The following is a 16,592-nucleotide window of genomic DNA, read 5'->3' as shown; positions in this document are numbered from 1 at the left end:
CTCACGCGTGAGCTGTCGATCGGCGAGCTGTCGGCCGAGCCCGTCTCCCTCGACGGCGTCGTTTTCAGCGGCGGGGTCGGCCGACTCGTCGGCTCGCCGCCGGCCGACCCGTTCGCCCACGGCGACCTCGGGGGGCTACTCGCGGCCGCGCTCCGCGAGCACGAGCGGGTGCGATCCTGGCCCGTTCTCGAGTCCGCGGAGGACCTGCGGGCGACCGTCGTCGGCGCCGGTACGGAGTCGACGACGCTCAGCGGGCGGACGATCTCGCTCGAATCCGACCTGCTGCCGCTCCGGAACGTTCCGGTGGCTGCGGCCGGGACGCTCGCCGATCTGGGAGGCTCGGCCCTCCGCGTGCGCCTCGAGTCGACGGTCGCTCGGCTCTGGGAGCTACACGATCTCTCGGCGGTCGACGCCGTCGCCCTCGCGATCGAGGACGTGGGTCCGCTCGAGTACGAGCGGCTGGGATCGGTTGCGGACGCGCTCGCAGGGGGGATCGAGCCGTTGCCGCCCTCGCTCCCCGCCGTCGTCGTCGTTCGCCAGAACTGCGCGAAGGCGCTGGGACAGCTCCTCGAGCGCCGCAGCGATCGTCCCCTCGTCGTGCTCGACGAACTGATCGCCGGGGACGGCGACTACCTCGACGTCGGCACGCCGATCGCGGGCCACGACAGCGTTCCCGTCGTCGTCAAGACGCTCGCGTTCTGACGGCGGCGACTACCGCTCCCTCTCGGAGTCCGATCCGTTCGGTCCTCCGAGATCGTCCGGCCCCTTCCGGTCGTCGCCCCGCGAGGGCAGCGGCGCGTCGTCCGCTCGCGAGGGGTGGATGTTGTAGTTCTGACCCTTGTAGGGGTCCTCCTCGGGATCGTAGTCGAGTTCGCTGCGCTCGAAGAGGTAGATGAAAAAGCCGAAGATCGGAATCAGAAGCGTCAATCCTGCCCACTTCGTCGGCGGCTCGAGCCCGACCTTCCCGGCGTCGTAGTAGACGAACGCGGTGATCGCGAGATGCCAGACGAGCGGGATCCCGACGATCGCCGCTAGCAGGATGGTGCTCATTGGGCTCGATACGGGCTCGAGCGTTGTTAAATCGCCTGCTGAATACGATCCGAAACCGTTCGACCCCAACGGCCCGAAAAGGCCCGAACCGTGTCTCAGTTGACCTCGAACTCGATCGCCGCACCCTGTCCGAAGCCGACACACAGCGTCGCCAGGCCGCTGCCGCCGCCGCGCTTTCTGAGCTCGTGGATCAGCGTCACCGGCAGGCGCGCGCCGGAAGCCCCCAGCGGGTGCCCGATCGCGATCGCGCCGCCGTTGACGTTGAACGTCTCGGGGTCGATTCCGAGTTCGTCGCGGGAGTAGATCGACTGGCTGGCGAACGCCTCGTTGAGTTCGACGAGGTCGTACTCCTCGATGTCGCGCCCGTTGCGCTCGAGCAGCCCCTCGGTCGCCGGCACCGGACCGATCCCCATCACGGTCGGGTCGACGCCGGCGACGTTGTTCATGCCGACCTCAGCGAGGATCTCGAGGTCGTGTTCCTCGGCGAACGACTCGCTCGTGATCAGCAGGGCGGAGGCGCCGTCGGAGATCTGGGAGGCGTTGCCCGGCGTAACGGTGCCGTCGGATTTGAACACCGTGGGCAGTTCGGCGAGTTTCTCCGCCGTCGTGCCCGGCCGAATTCCCTCGTCCTCGTCGACGGTGCCGTCGTCAGTTTCGATCGGGACGATCTCGTCGTCGAAGCGGCCCTCCTCGGTCGCCTCCCCGGCCCGCTGCTGGCTTCGGGCGGCGTACTCGTCTTGCTCCTCGCGGCTGACGCCGTACTCCTCGGCGACCTTCTCGGCGGTCATCCCCATCTGGAGCTCGCCGATGTTGTAGTACTCGGCCATCCGCGGGTGGACGTTGTGGGTGTTCTCGCCCATCGGCACGCGGGACATGTTCTCGACGCCGCCCGCGATGATCGCGTCGCGGTTGCCCGCTGCGATCGCGTCCGACGCCGAGATCACGGCCTGCATCGAGGAGGCACACCAGCGGTTGATCGTTGTCCCGGGGACGTCCTCACCCAGCTCCGAGAGGAGGGCGATGACGCGGGCCAGGTTGTTGCCCTGCTCGCCGCGCTGCTGGGCGCACCCCCACATCAGGTCGTCGATATCCTCGCCGGAGAGGCCGGTTTCGGCGAGAATTTCGTCGATCAGTGCGACCGAAAGGTCCTCGCTGCGGAGGTCCGCGAAGACGCCGTCTTCTTTCCCCTGGGGGGTTCGTACCGCCTTGGCGACGACCGGAGTCTGTGACATACCGTATCGAACATTCCTCACGAACTTAAATTCGATAGAACTCTCGAGGATGCGAGCGGAGTTTACGCTCGCTCGAGAACAACGCTTATCCCGAGTAGCTGGCAATACGCGGCCATGAACGACGACGGTGCGGACGCCGGGCTCGAGGCCGAGGACGCTCGGATCGACGAATCCGATGGCGACGACCGGGATCCAGCCGACGCCGGAGACGCGGGTGATACCGGCGGTTCCGCCGGCGACGGCCCGATGCCGAACGTCCCCGATCCGGAGCCCCAGGAGCGCGACGTCCCGGACGACGTCCAGAAGTACGCCCGCTTCAAGAAGATGGACGGCGCCCAGTACGAGCGGGTCAACGAGTTCCTGCGCGACCGAACCTACATTACGGCCCGCGAGTGGGCCATCGCGCGGCTCTGTTCGGACTTCCGGACCGAGACCGGCGTCGAGATGACCAAGATCGGCGAGAACCTCCCCGAACTCGTCCCCTTCATGACCGATACCTACACGCCCCAGGCGGTCAACCAGGCTCGAGCCTCCTTCGAGGAGAAGGTCCGCATGGCGGGGGCGACGTTCCTCTACGGCGCGATGTGTGACTTCTTCACCGCCGAGGAGTTAGACGACGTGATGTACGAGTCGACCGAGGTCGCGAAGTTCCTCCTCGAGGTCGAGGGCGTCGACCTCTCGGTCGACGAGGAACTCGAGGCCGAGGAGCGGATCTCGAGCGTCATGCGAGAAGTACGCGAGGCCAGCGAGGAGCTTCGCGACCGGGAGACCGACGAGGAGTAACGGTCTACCCGTCGGTCCACTCGCGAACGTCTGCTTCCTCGAGGAACAGCGACGGATCGTCGTGGGAGAAGACGATCCACTCGTCGGCGGCCTCGGGACGGATGTGAAGCTGGAGGTCTTCCTCGCGAAGCGCGCGCTCGAAGACCGCCCGCGACGCCGAGAGCGCGTAGGTTACCGGTACGAAGACAGCGCTCTCGCTGTGCTCGTCGCGCTCGACGACCAGCGCGAACCGCCGATCCTTGCCCTCCGAGGGCCGGTAGTACACCTCCGCGTCCCCGAACGAGACGTCGTCGCTCCCGACGAGGTCCGCGACGCGGTCGTACGCCGACTCCGCGATCGTGACGTCGAGCCCCGCGCGATCGGCCCGCTCGACCGGCGTCACGTCGATCGGCTCGAGGACGACGGCGTCCCAGCCGTTCTCGCGGTACTCCGCGGCGATCCCGTCGGCGTCTGCGACTAACTCCTCCCACTCCGGAGTGGTCGTCGGGTTCGGCTCGTCGTTCATCTCGGTTCCTCCGCGAGTCGCGTCATACCCGCATTCCCCACCGCTAACCGGAAAAGCGTTGCCGGCCCCGCGTCGCAGCCGATCGGCTCCTCTCCCGACTGTTTCGACGGAAGAACGGTCCACGTCCTCGAGTAGCGGGTGCTTGTGATTCCTGCGAGATCGCGAAAACTACCGTCCGACGACGTGCGGCCGATGTCGCTCGATGTAGACGTCCCGTCGAATCGTCGCCGGACCGCCTGTCGTCTCCCTAAACTCCGTTTTCGAGGCGATACGACCCGTCAGACAACCCGTAATCTCTCGAGTCGACTGGTAGCCGGTTCGATACTTTGACGAGTGATCTGTCAGCTGTAGCCGGAATGACGACGAACAGCTCAGAGCCCGACAAGCCCGCGAGCGACCGACGCGACGAACACGACTCCACCGACGGGGCGGCCGGCCCCCGCATCTCCCGCCGGCGGACGCTCCGTGCGGGCGGGATGCTGGGTACCGGCGGACTGCTTGGTCTCGCGAGCCTCGGCGTCGACCGCGCTGCGGCGGCCTGTAGCGACCCCGAGGAGATACTCCACCTCGACTACGACGCGGTCGAGGACTGGACCGATCTCTACCGGGTCTCGAACGGCGACGCCGACAACCTGGCCCTCGTTTCCAGTCCGACGTCCTCCGGCGATCGGGCCCTCCAGATGCGGATCAGGGAGGGAGACAACTGGGGCGTAAGCACTCACTACGACTTCGAAGACGGAGTAATCGAACTCAACGGCCGCGTCGACTTCGCGCTCAATACCGGGTGGTCGATGCCGGGGCGACGGCTGGCCAACTGCCGGCTCTGGAACTGCGCTATCGCGCGCGGACCCGGAAGCGCGGGCGGCGGTACGCCCGACGGCACCAACGGCTGGAGCAACCGGATGTACGTCACCACCCGTGACGCCGACCCCGAGGGTCCCTACCACCTCCTCTCGAACACGTACCACATGGGCGAGGGACAGGGCGAGTACGGCGAACAGAGCTACATCGTCGACGGCGAACCGAACGCGCTCGCGACCCCCCAGATCGTCCCCGGCCGATGGTACGAGTTCGAGTACTACGTCCGCGTCAACACGGTCAGCGGCGGCTCCCCCAACCCTGACGGTGTCGTCCGCTACTGGCTCGACGGCGACCCGATCTACGAGCGCGAGAACCTCCAGTTTACGACTGACCGGGAGAACAACGCGATCGAGACGACGGGCCCCGTCGGCCACTACGGCGGCAGCTATACGGCCCCACAGAACCTCTATGCCTACTACGACGACCACTCGATGGCGATCGGGGGAGCGTTCGACCCCGAGGCCTGCGATCCTTAGGCGGGGCGAGCCGCGGCCGAGACGGAGCGGGGATCGGCGCTCGAGTGCGTCCTCGAGGCGCGATCACGCCGTCACCTCGACGATCGTCGGATCGCGGTCGCCGATCAGCTCGTCCTCGATCGCCCGCGCGATCGGCGTCGGGTCGTCCTCGCCGCTGACGCGAGCGATGCTGCCGACACTGGCGGGATCGAACGCCACTCCGAGCGCGCCGTAGACCCCCTCGAGAACTGCCGCCAGCTCCTCGCGGCCGTCGACGACGAGGATCCCCGAGACCAGCGCCGCGTCCTGACGGACCCGCTGGGCGATGCCGGCGATCTTCCGAAGACCGTCCTGCTCGGCCGTCGACAGGGAGTGCGCGCCCGGACAGAACGAGGCGTCGGGTTCGCCGCGCTCGAGGTCGACGCCGACCTCCTCCAGCGCGCGGGCCACGTCGCTCGTCAGTCGCTCGTAGCGCTCGTCGGTGCCCCGACGAAAATCGTCGATCGGCTCGGCCCGGGCGAACGCCAGCGTCGTCTCGCCGTCGTAGGCGACGGCCCGTCCGCCTACGCTGCGCTCGACCGGGGGAAATCCCCGCTCGCGAGCGGCCTCGCGGGCCCGATCGTACCCCTCGAGGCGGCTATCCCGCCGGCCGAAGGCGACCTGCCGATGGGGCGTCCAGACCCGGACGGCGCGCTCGCCGTCCGCGGCGACCTCGAGGAGGCGCTCGCTCGCCTCGCGGTCGGCTTCGATCGTCCCCGCTCGGCCCCGGAACACGCGCATGTCCCGACGTTCGGGTCGATGGGTCTAAACGCTCCCGCTGCCGACTCGCAGGCGAGAGATGGCCGTCACCCTCCCCGACGCGCTGCTCGCCCGCTACCGGCGGTTCTCGCTGTACAACTCGCCGTACCGCGCCCACGACGGCGGCTGTGCGGTCGATCTGTACCCCGGGACCCTCCGCGACGGCCGGACGACCGCCGCACCCAGCCCGGTCTCCGGCGTCGTCCGCGAGACCCGCACCGTCCGCGCGCCGCCGAAGCCGTACGCCCCCGAGCACGACTACCTGATCGTGATCGACTGCGACGGCCCCGCCGAACTCGAGGGGCTGACCGCCCGTATCCTCCACGTCGAGCCGACCGTCTCGAGCGGGGACCGTGTCGCGGCGGGGGAGTCGCTTGGCACCCTGGTTCGCGCCGGCTTCTTCGCACCCTGGGTCGACAACCACCTCCACGTCGGCTTCCGGGAGTCGGAGCAGAACCCGTACCGGGCGTCGGGCTCGCTTCCGCTCGAGCCCGGTGTCGAGATCGAACCCCTCGCCTGGAACGGCACCGGTCGGGTCGTCGCGACGGGCGAGACCTACGCCGTACTGGACGCGCCGACCCACCCCGATCCCGGCTCGAGGTTCGTCGGCGTCGGTGCGGACTCCGGAGCCGTTCTCGACGGCGGGCTCCCTCACTACGACGGTGGCGGCCTGCTCGGGCTCGAGGGGTCCGCTACGGGAGCCGTCTCCCTGAACGGCGACCGCCTCGGCGTCCTCGAGGGACGGACGATCGACTGGGACGACGTGGTCGTCCTCGCGAACGGCGAGCCGATCACGGGGTTGTCGCTGTTCTGCGCTCGCGACGCCGACTTCGGGGCGAAGCTGATCTGCCCGGAAGTAGAACTCAGTGTCGGCGACGGCGTCGACGTCTCCGTTCGTCCGGGCCCGTAGCGAGCGAGCCCGGCTCCGCGGACGTTCGCGGAGATGCGAGGCGGAACCGACGGCTTTCGCCGTTCTCGGAACGCAAAGTGTCCCGATCTGCCAACCAGCGATCAGCGAGTTCCGGTGACGGAGCCGGTCCCTGCAGTCGGTGATCGGTAAAAACGGCGTCAGCGAGGGTCAGTCGGCGGTTCGTTCCACTTCTTCGGCGTCGGGATCGGCGCTCTCTCGAGCAGCGGTTCGCATCTCCTCGAGTTCGTGTTCGACCTTGGTTCGTCCCTTCTCGAACTCCCCCATTGACTCGCCCGCGGCGCGAGCGAGTCCGGGGAGCTTCGTCGAACCGAACAGCAGGACGGCGATGAAGAGGATGATGAGCAGTTCGGGCCCACCGGGCATCATGAACAGCGGTACTAGTGAACTCATCGTAGAGTAGGGGTACGCCTCGAGAAGGGTTAAACTAGAAACCTGCGGCGGCCGAGAAACCTACTCGCGACGGTCCCGGTGTCGATCTTTCGCCTCCCGATACGCCTCGTCTTCCCGAACGCGCTCCCAGTATTCCTCGAACACCAGCGCCGCCTCGCGTTTCTCCTCGTCGGCCCACTGCTCGGGCTCGAGTTCCTCCCCGTCGTCACCGTACTTCGTCCCGCCGGGATACTTCGCGTAGCGCATCGCCCGCGTGTACCCCATCTGAAGGTACTTCCGGGCCATGTCCATCCCCGGAAAGTCGCCGTCCTCGCGGTACCGTTCGTAGCGTTCGTAGATCGACTCGGCAGACTCTCGAGCGCTCTCCTCGTCTTTGTACGACCACAGCGGTAGCAGTTCGCTCTTGTACGGTTCGACTTTGAACACGCCTTCTTCGCTATGACCGATCTCGTACTCGTCGGGATGTGCGCGGAAGTCCGTGTCGTACTCGGGACCGTCGGAGTCGTCAGGCACGGTGATCACCACTGCACGTTTTCGTCATCACCGCGGCCGAGCAACGCGAGGTCGCGGCTTTTTTTAGCCCAGATTTTTTGCGTGATGGGTGAGGGACCGTAGGGAACGAACCCGAACGGAAAAAAGGTGGTTGCAAGACGCCCTCCTCGCCGCGACCGATCTCGTACTCCTCGGGATGCGCGCGGAAGTCGGTGTCGTACTCGGGGCCGTCACTCTCGCCGTCGGAGCCGTCAGCCACGCGGACCACCGCAGGGTCGTCCGCTCGAGGAGTCGTTCATACCCTCGAGACGCCCTCGAGCCGGATGAACGCTCACCCTGCTCCCGGAGAACCCGCGAAGCGCAGCCGTAAAGAGCGTCGCACGTGCACGAGGTGACATGACCGACGACCCGCCGAACTCGGCCGCGGAGATCGACGACCTCGCCCGGTTCCTCCAGCGCTACATCGACGAGAACCACGAGTTCCTCTCCTGGATCGGCACCAGCGTCGAGGACGTCGACAACGGGACGATGACGCTGTCGATCCCCTACGACGAGAAGCTCACCAACATCCGGCCGAACGCGGGTCCCGACCAGCGTCCCGACATCCACGGCGGGATCGCCGCGACGCTGATCGACACCGTCGGCGGGTTCGCGATCCAGACCCAGCTCGAGGACCCGCTCTCGACGGGCGTCGCGACGATCAACCTGAATGTCAACTACCTCCGCCCGGCGACGGGCGACCTCGAGGCGACCGCGGAGGTCGTCCGCGCGGGCTCGACCGTGGGAGTCAGCGAGGTCACGGTCGAGAGTACGACCCCCGACGGCGAGACGAAGGCCGTCGCGACCGGACAGGGATCCTATCGGATCTTCCGGGGCGACTAGGGCGACGACCCGTCAGTTCGGTCGGCGTCTCGGGCGCTCTCGTCGGCTCGCGCTCGAGCGCTCGCCCGGATCCGGAGGTGGAGATAGCAGCCGACGGCCGCGACGAACAGGAAGTAGCCGTAGATCGCAGTCTCGAGGGAGGCGGGAACCGGCTCCATACGTCTCCGTCGTCGCTCGAGCGGGTACGAGTACGGCTGTACAGATTGCCGTTCTATACGTCGGTCGTTCTTAGTCCTTACTGACCATCCAGTATCGGACGCCGAGGTAGACGATCACGAGCCCGAACGTCGCGGCGTACAGCGTCGATCCGGTCGTGGCCGCGGCGATGAGCGCGACGGTGTTGAGCGCGATCCCGCCGGCGTACAGCAACTGGAGGTTGCGGCGCTTCATTCGTGGCTTCCCTCGCAGGTGGTGACCGTGGTCGGTGTCGCCGCTCCGAGTCGTTCGATCGCTCGCACACTGGGACGTCGGCGGGGAACGCACATACCGAATCGTTCGAAGGAGACACCAAAAGCCTCCCTCCTCGAGGCGGGCGCGGACGTCGAAAACGATCGTCGGAGCGACCGCACCTACGCCGCGTCGAACTCGAGGTCGTCGCGCTCGACGACCTCGCCGAACAGCCACGCGGCGTGTTCCAGGGCGTACTCGAGGTGGTCGTCCTCGATCGAGCCGATGCAGTCTTCGACCATGATCGGGCGGAAATCACGCAGGCCGGCGCTGCCGCCGGTGTGGAGCACGCAGACGTTCGCGAGAGTGCCACAGATGACGAGGTCGCGGATGCCGCGGGCGTTCAGCCACCCCTCGAGTTCGGTGTTGTAGAAGGCGTCGTAGGTGTGTTTCTCGACGACGTGATCCTCCTCGCGAACCTCGAGTTCGTCGACGATCTCGGCCTCCCAGGAGCCCTCGACGACGTGTTCGCCCCACTGCTCGAACTCGTCGTAGTAGTAGGCCTCCTCGAACTGCTCGGGCGGGTGAACGTCACGCGTGTAGATCACCTGCACGTCGGCCTCGCGGGCCCGGTCGACGAGGTCGGCGACGGGTTCGATCACGTCCTCGCTGCCCGGGGCGTGCAGCGTGCCCTCGGGGTGACAGAAGCCGTTTTGCATGTCGACGACGACGAGTGCGGTGGTCGCTGGCTCGAGGTGCATACGCGAGCGTAGGCGATCGATCCACTAAACGTTCGCCCGACCGTCGGTCTTTTGATCCGTCCTCGCTTACGGGTCGGTATCCCGGAATGAACTCGAGGCGCACGCGGACGGTCGCCGTCCTCCTCGCGGTGGCGGCGCTGCTGGTGCTCGCGGCCAGCGGCGCGGTCCCCGGACTGCTCTCGGCCGGCCCGATCGGCGAGACGACCGAGACCGACCGAGCGGACGAGCCGACCACCGAGGGAACGGTCGGCTACGTCGAGGGCTACTGGTACGACGACGAACTCGCCGTCGACGAGCGCGACGGCGCGGTCGTCGAGGACGACGAACTCGAGGCGGTCGTCTACCGATCGATGGCCCGCGTCGAGGAGATCCGCGGGCTGACCTTCGAGGACGACGTCCCCGTCGAGGTCGTCTCCCGCGAGGAGTTCGAGGCGGACAACGACGACCTCTTCGCCGACGTGGAGGGTGACGAGCGGATCCAGCTGAACGTCAACGCCGAGGCGCTGTTCGCGGTCGACCGCGAGACCGACGCGACCGAGGCCCAGGAGGCGCTGTACGGCGGGACCGTGGGCGGCTACTACGAGCCCGCGACGAACCAGGTCGTGCTCGTCTCCGACAGCGCCGAGGCGCCCGAACTCGACGAGGTCGTCCTCGGCCACGAACTCCTCCACGCCCTGCAGGACCAGCAGTTCGACCTCTCGAGTTACGACCGCGAAACGGTCGACCAGGACAACGCCAAGAACGGCCTGATCGAGGGCGACGCCGTCCGGGTCGAGACCGCGTACGAACAGCGCTGTGACGCGGCGTGGGACTGCCTCGAGCCCGCCGACGCCGCGGGCGACCCGCCCGACGTGAACTGGGTGCTGTACGCGACGATCTTCCAGCCCTACAGCGACGGTCCCGACTACGTAGACCACCTGTCCGAGCAGGGCGAGGACTGGGACGCCGTCGACGCTGCCTACGACGACCCGCCCGCCAGCAGCTCGGAAGTGATCCGCCCGGGTGAGGGCCGCGAGCCCGCCGATATCGACGTCGAGGACCGATCGAACGAGAGCTGGAGCCCCCTCGAGGTCGACGGCGAGCCCGCGACCGAATCCTACGGCGAGGCGGGGCTGGTCGCGATGTTCGCCGGCGACGCCCACGACTCGAACGAGCCGTCGGTGATCGGTCCCGACGCGTTCTTCGAGACGGACTTGGGCGGTTACGACTACGACCAGCCCTACACCGACGGCTGGGCCGGCGACGAACTCGTGACCTACGTCGCCGACGACGCCGACACCGACGATCCGGCCGCGGCCGCCGACCGGGCCGGCTACGTCTGGGAGACCGAGTGGACCTCGAGCGACGAGGCCGAGCAGTTCCTCGCGGGCTACCAGGAGCTGCTCGATCTGCAGGACGCCGAGCCCGTCGACGACCGGCAGGACACGTACGTCGTCGACGAGGCGTACCCCGGCGCCTACTACGTCGATCACGACGGCGAGACGGTGACGATCGTCAACGCTCCCTCGGTCGAGGAGCTTCCGGCCGTCGACGACGGCGCCGCGCCCGAGGGCGAGGACACGATCGAGGTCGACGACGTCGGGCCCGAGGCGAACGATGGCGGTGAGACGAGCGACGAAGACGACTCGATCCCCGGCTTCGGCGCTCCCACAGCGGTCGTCGCGGCGGCGATCACGATCGCAATCGCGACCGCGGCTCGAGCCCGCTCGAGTCGATAACCCGCTCCTCCGAGCGACGGACCTTTCTCCCTCCCGGCGAATGGGCCACCGATGCGTCGCGGGACACTGCTGGCCGTGGTCGCGCTCGTCGTCCTTTCGGGCTGTACGCTCCCGTACTCGCCGGATCGGTTCGACGACGACCGCGAGCTGGGCCAGATCGGCGACTACGCCTACGACGACAGTTTCGCGTTCGACGGCGAGGACCGACTTACGAAGGCGCAGCTCGAGGCGGCGACCTACCGGTCGATGGCCCGGATCGAAGTCATCCGGGGACTACCCTTCGAGCACGACGTCGAGCTCGAGGTGATCAGCCGCGAGGAGTACCGCGAGCAGCGCGGGGAGTCCGCGAACGCCTCCGCGTTCCGGAACGAGCTCTGGCGCGGGGCGTTCGTCGTCGACGGCGAGACGGACGTCAACCGCGCGTTCGACGAGCTGTACGGCGGGGCGGTACAGGGCTACTACTCGAGCGATCGGATCGTGCTTGTCACCGACGGCAGCGACGAGTTCCGGGTCGACCGCGGCACGTTAGTCCACGAACTCGTCCACGCCCTGCAGGACCAGCGGTTCGGCCTCGAGCGCCGCGGCGAGACGATCGACGAGCGCCGAGCCGAGAACGGCGTGTTCGAGGGCGAGGCGAACTACGTGCCGTACCTGTACGAGCAGCGCTGCGAGGCGGAGTGGGACTGTCTCGCCAAGCCGCCGGAGCCGACGGCCGAGATCGCCGAACGGCCGTTCAACGTCGGCCTCTTCCTCTCGATCTACGTCCCCTACGCCGAGGGACCGTCGTTCGTCTCGCACCTCCACGAGACCGGCGGCTGGGAGGCCGTCGACCGCGCCCACGACGAGCGGCCGACCACTACCTCGGAGCTGATCCGCCCGGAGCGCTATCCCCACGACCCCATCGAGATCGCCCTCGAGGACCGTTCGTCGGGGGAATGGGACCTCGAGACTGACGGCGACGGCGAGCCCCGAACCGAGACGGTCGGCGAGGCGACCCTGTTCGGGAGCCTCTGGGCCAACGGCGTGATCGACCGCCCGATCGACGAGGGCGGAACCGAGCCGGTGCCGTACAACTACTCCCACCCCGCGACCGACGGCTGGGCCGGCGACGAGTTCCGGGTGTACGAGAGAGCGGACAACGAGACGGCCCACGTCTGGTCGCTCGCCTGGGAGAGCGAGGCCGACGCCGCGGCGTTCGCCGACGCCTACCGCGACCTGCTGGCGGCCAACGACGCCGAATCGGTCGACGACCCAGATGCGGCCGTCGACGGCGTCGACGCCGAGGCCTACCGAATCGGCGACGAGGATCCCTTCGCCGGCGCCTATCGCGTCGCGGTCGACGGGGATCGGGTCGAGATCGTCGGCGCGCCCGCGGTCGACGACCTCGAGGCCGTCCACGCGAGCGGGGGACCTTCCTCCGGCAGCGTCGATTCCGAACCGAGGCTTCCGACGACTGCGGCGCCCGACTCGCCCGGTGCCGGCCCGGATCGGCCGGCGAGCGCGCCGGCAGACGGGTAGCTTATTTGACCGCCGCCTGAAACCGACGGTATGACGAATCCGTTCGGAATCGTGTCCTCGGAGGCGATCCTCGAGGGCACCGCGACGGACGCCTACTTCGAGCGAACGCGGACCACCCTCGAGCACGCGGGGAAAAATCCCCGCGTGGTCGCCGAGGTGACCGCCGACCAGTTCCCGACCGGCGCCTTCGAGGTCTTCACGGGCGTGAAAGACGTCGCCACGCTGTTCGAGGGTCGCGACGTCGACGTCGACGCGCTCCCCGACGGGCAGCTGTTCGACGGCGGTCCCGTCCTGCGGGTCGAAGGACCGTACCTCGAGTTCGCCGAGCTCGAGACCTCCCTGCTGGGCTTTCTGTCTCAGCCCAGCGGGTTCGCGACGGCCGCGCTCGAAGCCCGGCTCGCGGCGCCCGACGCGACGGTGCTCTCCTTCGGTGCTCGCCACGTTCATCCCGCGATCACGGCGACGGTCGAGCGGGCCGCCCTGCTGGCGGGGCTAGATGGCTTCTCCCACGTCGCCGCGGGCGAGATCCTCGGTCGGGAGGCGGGCGGCACGATGCCCCACGCGCTCATGTTCTGTTTCGGCGAGGGAAACCAGGCCGATGCCTGGCGGGCGTTCGACGAGGCCGTCCCCGACGAGACGCCTCGAATCGCGCTCGCGGATACCTTCTGGGACGAGAAAAGCGAGAGCCTGCTGGCCGCGGAGACCCTCGGCGAGGACCTCGACGGGGTCCGGATCGATACCACCGGCTCCCGCCGGGGCGATTTCAGACACATCATCCGCGAGGTGCGCTGGGAACTCGACGCTCGAGGGTACGAGGACGTCGACATCTTCTGTAGCGGGGGGCTCGGTCCCGAGAACATCCGCGAGCTGCGAGACGTCGCCGACGGCTTCGGCGTCGGCAGCCACATCACCGAGGCCGACTCGATCGACTTCAGCCTCGATATCGTCGCGATCGGCGACGAGGACGAACCGATCTCCAAGCGGGGGAAGCTCTCGGGTGTCAAGGACGTGTATCGGACCGCCGACGGCGGCCACCACGTCGCGCTGGCCGACCGGGACGGGCCCGCCGACGGCGAGTCCTTGCTCGAGCCGCTGATCCGCGACGGCGAGGTGGTTCGGGAGTTCGACCTCGAGGCCGCCAGCGAGCGCTGTCTCGAGGACGCGTCGGTGGTCGGGTTCGACGACTGATCGGTCGCGGACGCGAAGAGAAGAGGTTGCTCGCGGCGGTTACAGTTCTTCGATGCTGCCGTCGGCCTCCCGTTCGCGGAAGACCTGCCCTTCGAACAGGGTGACGACGACGTCGTCGTTCTGCCAGGCGCCCGGCGCGAGCCGTGCCTTCCGACAGGTACGATCGAGGTACTCGTGTTCGCTCCAGCCGTTCTCGACGGGGACCGTCGGGTAGAGCCAGCCGCCCTCGCCGGCGTCGACGGCGACGCCGTGGGTGCCCAGCTCGAGGTCGGCAAGCGGGTCGTCGGTGAGGACGACGTTCTTGACTGTACAGACCGAGACGGTAAGGTTCGGCAGCTCCGAGGGGCTCACTTCCGAGCCACAGGAGTCCTCGCTCGCGGCCTCGATCGCCGCGTCGACGATGACGTGGCCGAGCTGGTCGCCCGAGCGGTACCCCCCGGCACAGCCCCGCAGGCTCCCCCGCCCGCGGGTCGACTCGAGTCGAACGAACGCCCCCGTTCGCTCGTAGAAGGCCTCCCGCATGCTGCCCGGTTGCTCTCGCTGTCCGTGTTGCACGTAGGATTCGACGGATTCGCGCGCGAGTTCGACGGCGCGCACGCCGTCCTCGTAGGAAAGGTCAACGCCCTGTCGCTGGGACATACGAATGTACATGGGAATTGACGTCCTAAAACGCTTCCATTCGGCTCGAGGCCCGGCTCGGGGGCCGACCGCGGGACTTATTCGACTGCCGTCCCTACTCCACGCTGGGAGAGAGAGTCCGGCTGCCGCGATGACCCCGCCGGCGACGGCGGGATCACCATGACGTGGATCGGCTCTCCGAGTCGGTCCACGCACCAACGTTGGCCACCTCTCCGAGGTGCCCAACGCCCGCGAGGAAAGTCCCCCCACCCGTTCGGGCGGGTGACCGGACGCAAGTCCGGAGCGGGAGACCGTTGGCTCTGGAACAGAAACGACACGTCTCGGCCCGACCGATGATGCGTGCGACCCCGACCGCGAGGAAGGGAAGTTAACCTGCAGAGGGCGTGTGGTCGCACACACGTGGTTCGAATCCACGGACCGCGCGATTCACGTCGACTGGCGCGGTCGACCACACACAGACGGCCGAGGATCGATGGAACGGCGAACCCTCACCGGTGCAAGTCCGCGCCGTGGTAGCCCGAACGCCCCGCGATTTCGCGGACGGCGCGGACGCTTAGCCGAATGCCGGACCGAACAGAAGGGGGCTTACTCCTCTCACCCAGTTTTCGTCCTCGAGTGACGACGCCGTTCACACCTCCCTCGAGCCGATTCTCGAGACAGCTATGTGGCCGTCTCGAGGAACGCGTCAGCTACGTCTGTTGTCCGTACTCCTCGAGGGAATCCCACTCTCGAGCGATCAGTTCGCGGACACCGTGCTGCAGGATTCCCTCGCCCAGCGACGTCGCTCGGTAGTACGAGTAGAGGCCGTCCGTGTCCGGCTCCTTGCGTTTCCGGTTCTCGACGAGGCCGACAGCAACGAGTTCGTCGAGGTGGTAGTGAAGCACGTTCGACTGCACGTCGAGCCGATCCCGTAGCTCGCTGGCGCTCTGTCCCCCGTCCTCGACCAGCGCGTTCAGCACGCGAAACCGCGTCTCGTTACCGATCGAGCGCTGCATTGCGAGGTACTCCTCGAGCGAGAGGACGCTGTGCTCGGGTAGCAACGCTTCCCCCGTTCGCCGTCCAGTCCGTCCGGACTCGGCCATACGTCTCGTTTCTCGCCCGGCTGCTTAAGCGTTCGCTGAGTCAGTAACTGCTGAATAGACTTGTATTTATATGCTGGCAGCGAGCAGTGACCGTATGCGCGATCGAATCATCGACGAACTGGGCGACCTGCCCCGATCGCGGTTTCTGGTCTACCTGATGGGACCCTACGAGGCGTTCGACGTGGAACGGACACTCGAGCAGGCGGACCCCGATTCGATCCCCGACTCGGCCGATTTCGGGACGCTCGTCGGATCCGACCACGACCTGGCACGCGACGAGGCTGCACTCGATCTCCTGCTCGACGTTCGGGATCGCCTGCGGACCGACGCCGGCGTCAACGCGTTCCTGGCGATCGATATCGACGTACCGCTCGAGGAACTCGACGCGGCCAGCCAGAGCATCGCCTTCGCGGAGGCGAGCAACGCGGTCGTCTACGTCGTTCCCGCCGTCGGCGACAACCTCGGTGTCGGTATCGAGGTTGGTTCCGTACTCGAGGCGCTGTTCGACGGCGAAACCCCGTCCCACCACCGCGAACGGGTCGCGTTCGTCCACGAATCGGGCGTCCGTAGCGCGATGATCGCCGCGGTGCGGGACCGGTGGGAGGCCCGTATTTACGCCTACGAGGATCGGGACGAACTCGAGCGCCAGATCCGGCTGTTCGTCCGCGATCTGATCCGCAAGGAACGGACCGGCGAACTCCCGAGGCTCGAGGAGTAAGGAGAAGCAAGCACTGGACCGAGCACGGCGAGGGAAGTCCTTCGAAAAACGCGAAGCGAGCCCTAGCCCTCGAGCGGGTCAGGGGCTTTCGGGGTGTTTACTCCGGGAGCGTGTCCTGCTCGCGCGAACACAGGGGATGGCCACGCCCTCCCCAACCGATTCGCTCGCTGCGCTCGCTCATCCCTCGCACAGCGTTGCCGAC

The 16,592-nt window shown here is 67.6% G+C and carries 20 protein-coding genes and 1 other RNA gene; 10 read left to right on the top strand and 11 right to left on the bottom strand.

Translation table 11 applies throughout. From position 1 onward, the window contains the following. Positions 1-702 (top strand): ethanolamine ammonia-lyase reactivating factor EutA (locus ACNA7R_RS06120; protein WP_416282669.1); only part of this gene is annotated, 702 nt, incomplete at its 5' end. Between the two features lie 9 nt (positions 703-711). On the opposite strand, the gene ACNA7R_RS06115 is transcribed toward ACNA7R_RS06120, so the two are convergent. Continuing rightward, positions 712-1,050 (bottom strand): hypothetical protein, encoded by a 339-nt coding sequence (locus tag ACNA7R_RS06115; protein WP_416282668.1) that lies wholly within the window; start codon positions 1,048-1,050, stop codon positions 712-714. Positions 1,051-1,145: 95 nt separating this feature from the next. Continuing rightward, on the bottom strand, positions 1,146-2,282 hold the full coding sequence (locus tag ACNA7R_RS06110; protein ID WP_416282667.1) for a thiolase family protein: 1,137 nt from the start codon (positions 2,280-2,282) through the stop codon (positions 1,146-1,148). A gap of 114 nt (positions 2,283-2,396) precedes the next feature. Between ACNA7R_RS06110 and ACNA7R_RS06105 the strand changes: the two genes are divergently transcribed. After that, positions 2,397-3,065, top strand: coding sequence for a DUF5806 family protein (locus tag ACNA7R_RS06105; protein ID WP_416282666.1), 669 nt, complete (start codon positions 2,397-2,399; stop codon positions 3,063-3,065). A gap of 4 nt (positions 3,066-3,069) precedes the next feature. On the opposite strand, the gene ACNA7R_RS06100 is transcribed toward ACNA7R_RS06105, so the two are convergent. Further along, on the bottom strand, positions 3,070-3,570 hold the full coding sequence (locus ACNA7R_RS06100; protein WP_416282665.1) for a hypothetical protein: 501 nt from the start codon (positions 3,568-3,570) through the stop codon (positions 3,070-3,072). Positions 3,571-3,926: 356 nt separating this feature from the next. Here ACNA7R_RS06100 and ACNA7R_RS06095 point away from each other — a divergent pair, with 356 nt between their 5' ends. Further along, a complete protein-coding gene (locus ACNA7R_RS06095) occupies positions 3,927-4,907 on the top strand; it encodes a hypothetical protein (RefSeq protein ID WP_416282664.1) in 981 nt (326 codons plus the stop codon). A 63-nt stretch (positions 4,908-4,970) separates the two neighbouring features. Here ACNA7R_RS06095 and ACNA7R_RS06090 read toward each other — a convergent pair whose 3' ends face one another. After that, positions 4,971-5,666, bottom strand: coding sequence for a biotin/lipoate A/B protein ligase family protein (locus ACNA7R_RS06090; RefSeq protein WP_416282663.1), 696 nt, complete (start codon positions 5,664-5,666; stop codon positions 4,971-4,973). A gap of 58 nt (positions 5,667-5,724) precedes the next feature. On the opposite strand from ACNA7R_RS06090, the gene ACNA7R_RS06085 reads away from it, so the two are divergent. Then, positions 5,725-6,594 carry a hypothetical protein gene (locus tag ACNA7R_RS06085; protein ID WP_416282662.1) on the top strand — a complete coding sequence of 290 codons (870 nt, stop codon included), beginning with the start codon at positions 5,725-5,727 and terminating at the stop codon, positions 6,592-6,594. A gap of 168 nt (positions 6,595-6,762) precedes the next feature. On the opposite strand, the gene ACNA7R_RS06080 is transcribed toward ACNA7R_RS06085, so the two are convergent. Together ACNA7R_RS06080 and ACNA7R_RS06075 are read right to left on the bottom strand one after the other, a co-directional pair. Continuing rightward, entirely contained in the window at positions 6,763-7,005 is a 243-nt protein-coding gene (locus tag ACNA7R_RS06080; RefSeq protein WP_416282661.1) for a Sec-independent protein translocase subunit TatA/TatB, read from the bottom strand. Between the two features lie 60 nt (positions 7,006-7,065). Next, positions 7,066-7,524 carry a DUF4385 domain-containing protein gene (locus tag ACNA7R_RS06075; protein WP_416282671.1) on the bottom strand — a complete coding sequence of 153 codons (459 nt, stop codon included), beginning with the start codon at positions 7,522-7,524 and terminating at the stop codon, positions 7,066-7,068. 369 nt (positions 7,525-7,893) lie between these two features. Here ACNA7R_RS06075 and ACNA7R_RS06070 point away from each other — a divergent pair, with 369 nt between their 5' ends. Next, the gene (locus tag ACNA7R_RS06070; RefSeq protein ID WP_416282660.1) at positions 7,894-8,379 is read left to right on the top strand and encodes a PaaI family thioesterase; all 486 of its coding nucleotides are present in this window, start codon (positions 7,894-7,896) and stop codon (positions 8,377-8,379) included. On the opposite strand, the gene ACNA7R_RS06065 is transcribed toward ACNA7R_RS06070, so the two are convergent. The 3 genes from ACNA7R_RS06065 to ACNA7R_RS06055 form a co-directional block, all read right to left on the bottom strand. After that, on the bottom strand, positions 8,376-8,537 hold the full coding sequence (locus ACNA7R_RS06065; protein WP_416282659.1) for a hypothetical protein: 162 nt from the start codon (positions 8,535-8,537) through the stop codon (positions 8,376-8,378). The genes ACNA7R_RS06070 and ACNA7R_RS06065 overlap by 4 nt on opposite strands. A 70-nt stretch (positions 8,538-8,607) precedes the next feature. Then, positions 8,608-8,769 (bottom strand): hypothetical protein, encoded by a 162-nt coding sequence (locus tag ACNA7R_RS06060; protein ID WP_416282658.1) that lies wholly within the window; start codon positions 8,767-8,769, stop codon positions 8,608-8,610. A gap of 179 nt (positions 8,770-8,948) precedes the next feature. Further along, the gene (locus ACNA7R_RS06055) at positions 8,949-9,527 is read right to left on the bottom strand and encodes a cysteine hydrolase family protein (protein WP_416282657.1); all 579 of its coding nucleotides are present in this window, start codon (positions 9,525-9,527) and stop codon (positions 8,949-8,951) included. A gap of 86 nt (positions 9,528-9,613) precedes the next feature. Between ACNA7R_RS06055 and ACNA7R_RS06050 the strand changes: the two genes are divergently transcribed. Genes ACNA7R_RS06050 through ACNA7R_RS06040 form a run of 3 tightly spaced genes read left to right on the top strand, consistent with a single transcriptional unit; the run spans position 9,614 to position 13,951 of the window. Further along, complete coding sequence (locus tag ACNA7R_RS06050; RefSeq protein WP_416282656.1) at positions 9,614-11,245, top strand: Hvo_1808 family surface protein; 1,632 nt, start codon at positions 9,614-9,616, stop codon at positions 11,243-11,245. Between the two features lie 51 nt (positions 11,246-11,296). After that, on the top strand, positions 11,297-12,763 hold the full coding sequence (locus ACNA7R_RS06045; protein ID WP_416282655.1) for an Hvo_1808 family surface protein: 1,467 nt from the start codon (positions 11,297-11,299) through the stop codon (positions 12,761-12,763). A 30-nt stretch (positions 12,764-12,793) separates the two neighbouring features. After that, positions 12,794-13,951 (top strand): nicotinate phosphoribosyltransferase, encoded by a 1,158-nt coding sequence (locus tag ACNA7R_RS06040; protein ID WP_416282654.1) that lies wholly within the window; start codon positions 12,794-12,796, stop codon positions 13,949-13,951. A 39-nt stretch (positions 13,952-13,990) separates the two neighbouring features. On the opposite strand, the gene ACNA7R_RS06035 is transcribed toward ACNA7R_RS06040, so the two are convergent. Continuing rightward, positions 13,991-14,590 (bottom strand): TIGR00296 family protein, encoded by a 600-nt coding sequence (locus tag ACNA7R_RS06035; RefSeq protein ID WP_416282652.1) that lies wholly within the window; start codon positions 14,588-14,590, stop codon positions 13,991-13,993. A gap of 106 nt (positions 14,591-14,696) precedes the next feature. Here ACNA7R_RS06035 and rnpB point away from each other — a divergent pair. Next, positions 14,697-15,190: RNase P RNA component (gene rnpB / locus ACNA7R_RS06030), an RNA gene on the top strand. Positions 15,191-15,279: 89 nt separating this feature from the next. Here the strand turns inward: rnpB and ACNA7R_RS06025 are convergent. Next, positions 15,280-15,672 (bottom strand): winged helix-turn-helix domain-containing protein, encoded by a 393-nt coding sequence (locus tag ACNA7R_RS06025; protein WP_416282651.1) that lies wholly within the window; start codon positions 15,670-15,672, stop codon positions 15,280-15,282. Between the two features lie 94 nt (positions 15,673-15,766). Between ACNA7R_RS06025 and ACNA7R_RS06020 the strand changes: the two genes are divergently transcribed. Continuing rightward, a complete protein-coding gene (locus tag ACNA7R_RS06020) occupies positions 15,767-16,390 on the top strand; it encodes a hypothetical protein (RefSeq protein WP_416282650.1) in 624 nt (207 codons plus the stop codon). The last annotated feature ends 202 nt before the right edge of the window (positions 16,391-16,592 follow it).

The sequence above is a fragment of the Natronococcus sp. genome (assembly GCF_047921035.1).
Lineage (GTDB): Archaea > Halobacteriota > Halobacteria > Halobacteriales > Natrialbaceae > Natronococcus.
Note: the sequence above shows the minus strand (reverse complement) of the source record. Positions and strands in the feature narration are given on the sequence as shown.